Consider the following 2,578-nt stretch of genomic DNA (forward strand, 5'->3'; position numbering starts at 1 on the left):
TTTAGTGTTTATGGCACAATGCTTTAGGTTTGGGTGGAGGCGTTGTTCACCCCTTAATTGGGCGTTATGAGCCTCGCACGTATTGAAATACATCTTGCAGTAGCGGTTGAATGATTTATAACCTAAGCGTAAGTGGTGCAGGTAAATCAATGGTCATGGAGGACTTGAACAATGTTGGAAAAAGTAGAGCAAATACTTGATAAGAATGACTTGTCTTATAAAACTGTAGGTAGCTCTCTTCACTTAAAGTTAGCTCGAGCAGGCGGAAAAGTCACAATCAAATATGACTATTCGACAAATTCGTATCTATATAGTTGCAATGAATACCTATTAGGTTTCTCTAGTCTTATGTTCTTTGTCTTATCTTTCAACACGTTATATCAGCCTGAGAAGCAAATGTGGTCTGGCTTTGTAGCTGGGTGCATGTTTGCAGCAGCAGTGTTTAATCTATTCCAAATAGTACTGGCTCACATACAAATGTTGGATTTAAAATCTCAATTTAGAGAAGTAGGCGTTTATCTAAAGTCCGGCTCATAACAAAGCATTTAAGACGGATTCCCAACGCATGGCGTTTCCGGCTTACTTCGGTTTAAGTGTTTATGTCACAATGGTTTAGGTCGGGTGGTTGGCGTTGCTCACCACTTAATGCGGCGTTAACTGGCATGCTGAATGTGCATCGTATGCATCGCAGGTATAGATAAGTACATATAAAAAAGACTAAGTGAGGATAGTTAATTGAAATTGGAATTCCTAGTTCTTGTGAAGAACGATGATTCATTTTGCAACAGTAAAAAAGCATTTATTGACTTTTTAAAAGTAGACTCCCTTATCTCTATTACAGGTCAAAAGCTAACTTTTAAGAGAACCCAAAAATCAAAGCCTTTAATCACCGTCAAGTTTAGAGTAGAAACAGATAACATTCCTTCAAATAAGGAGCGTTACTTTTTAATAGTGCTAGAAAATACAAAGGAAGAACTCGTTGGCGAGTTTTCTGAAGTTGGTAATAAAATTAAAGAGATTTGCAAAAGAATCAACCCAGAATCTACAGTAATAAATGTATTATGGGATGATATTGGTAGACACTATGCTTATTTAGCATACCCGATGATTAATGACGTAGAAAATGTAATGCGTAAATTGATCAGTAAGTTCATGTTGATCAATGTTGGCATGGACTGGTCAAAAGAAACAATGCATCCTGATTTGGCAAAAAAAATTGAAAAGTTCGAAGACGAAGACACTCACTTAAATGACCTTTACAAATTGGACTTTATAAATTTATCCCATGTTTTGTTCCAAAAAAAACGGGATATTACTCTTGACGAACTCGACCGTGTTTTGGCTAAAACTTCATTTGAAGATACTGATAAGACTAAGATTTTAAAATATGTCCCTAGATCTAATTGGGAAAAATACTTTTCTACTTTGTTAGGTGAAAACTCTCAAAGCCTTGAGCAGAAGTGGGAACTTCTTTATAAACTAAGAAATAAAGTTGCTCATAATCGCTTTTTGACGAAAGAAGATTTTGAACGTGTGAAAGGACTAACCTCCCAGGTCAAAGAAATTCTCAAGGTTGCAATCAATAAGCTTGGTGAAATTGATTTAGATGAGGAGGATCGAGAGTTAATAATACATTCGTACCAATCTGAATCGCCTCATGCTCATGCATATCTAGCAGAAAAAGCTGTTGCTGAATATTACATGAAAAGTGGATTTGAAATAATAGCTCCTGAGTTTCGAAGCTCTAGGTATATGACTGACTTTATTGTAAAAAATTCAAACAGTTCAATCGCAGTTGAAGTTCGATCTTTACCATTAAGAGTACTGATGGGTTCATTAAAAATGAGGTTAGAAAAATCGATATTTATTATTGAGAAGTACATGCAAGAGCAAAGTATTGACAATGGTGAACTAGTCATTGTTTTGAGGGATTACCCTGAATTTAGTACCTCTTCAAGATTCTTAGAACGAGTGCAAATGCTCAGAGATGAACTTAACTCTAATGTCCAAATAAAATTTGGAGCTATAAATCCAGAGTCTGAATTTGAATTGGTCGATTTATAATTCAGTAATAGAAAGCGACTGTCTGGCTGGCTAGCTTCAGCCAGTTAACAAACAATTTAAGAGTGATTCAGCACGCTTGGCATTTTTGGTTTGGGTTGAGTTCAGTGTTTACGGTGGTCAAATTAAGTGTCGTGGTCGCGTGCTTCACACCTTAATTGGGCGTTAACTGGCTAGGAGTAATATGGAACATATTGTAGAAATTATCAAAGCTCTGGCTTGGCCAGTGGCAGTCGTATGGCTTGGCTATCTATTCCGAAATGAAGTGAGAGGCTTAATGGGGCGTCTGACTGCATTAAAACACGGTGATACTGAGATTAGTTTTAATCGTGCTTTGGAGAAAGCAGAGCAACAAGCTTCTGAAATCCCCCAAACTGAAGAAGTTATTCACGAATCGACAGCTGAAGAACTAAGTCAAAAAGAACAGCTCTATCGGTTGGCTGAAATATCACCACGCGCCGCAATTGTAGAAGCTTGGACTTTGATCGAAACTGCAGCAGTTAAAAGTGATTTAACC

Annotated in this window: 2 protein-coding genes and 1 pseudogene; all 3 read left to right on the plus strand. The window is 37.1% G+C overall.

The window, feature by feature from the left end; genetic code table 11:
- The first annotated feature begins 171 nt into the window (after positions 1 to 171).
- Positions 172 to 537, plus strand: a complete 366-nt coding sequence (locus tag ACED48_RS20300) for a hypothetical protein (RefSeq protein ID WP_017057163.1) — start codon at positions 172 to 174, stop codon at positions 535 to 537.
- 198 nt (positions 538 to 735) lie between these two features.
- Positions 736 to 2,064: a HEPN domain-containing protein gene (locus ACED48_RS20305; RefSeq protein WP_017057164.1), complete on the plus strand. Its 1,329-nt coding sequence runs from the start codon at positions 736 to 738 to the stop codon at positions 2,062 to 2,064.
- A gap of 181 nt (positions 2,065 to 2,245) precedes the next feature.
- Positions 2,246 to 2,578: pseudogene (locus ACED48_RS20310) on the plus strand (hypothetical protein); the annotation flags it as partial.

This window comes from Vibrio sp. 5S239 (genome assembly GCF_041439575.1).
Classification (GTDB): domain Bacteria; phylum Pseudomonadota; class Gammaproteobacteria; order Enterobacterales; family Vibrionaceae; genus Vibrio; species Vibrio kanaloae.